The organism is Bacteroides sp. RTP31139st1_H2_RTP31139_211217 (assembly GCF_040227615.1).
GTDB classification, from domain to species: domain Bacteria; phylum Bacteroidota; class Bacteroidia; order Bacteroidales; family Bacteroidaceae; genus Bacteroides; species Bacteroides uniformis.
Window position 1 is genome coordinate 1 of record NZ_JBCNZM010000227.1, and the last position, 232, is coordinate 232.

At 41.8% G+C, this 232-nt stretch carries 1 pseudogene; it reads right to left on the reverse strand.

The window, feature by feature from the left end:
• A pseudogene (locus ABUA47_RS22470) lies at positions 1–232 on the reverse strand (hypothetical protein); the annotation flags it as partial.

Consider the following 232-nt stretch of genomic DNA (forward strand, 5'->3'; position numbering starts at 1 on the left):
GTCATATTGTGACGTAGGGTAATTTTCAGTAGCTGATGAACTGGCTGCCCAGTTGAATCCTTCATTTCCACTGGCCCATGTCAGTTCCAATCCGTCTTGTTCTTCATAGAACTCCTGATATTTGTATTTGGGGTTAATTCCATTGATAAGTCGTATGTCTTCAAAATGGAATTCATTTGGGATGTCTGATACCGATTGTTCGCGTACACCGATGGAATATACTCGCTGCCAA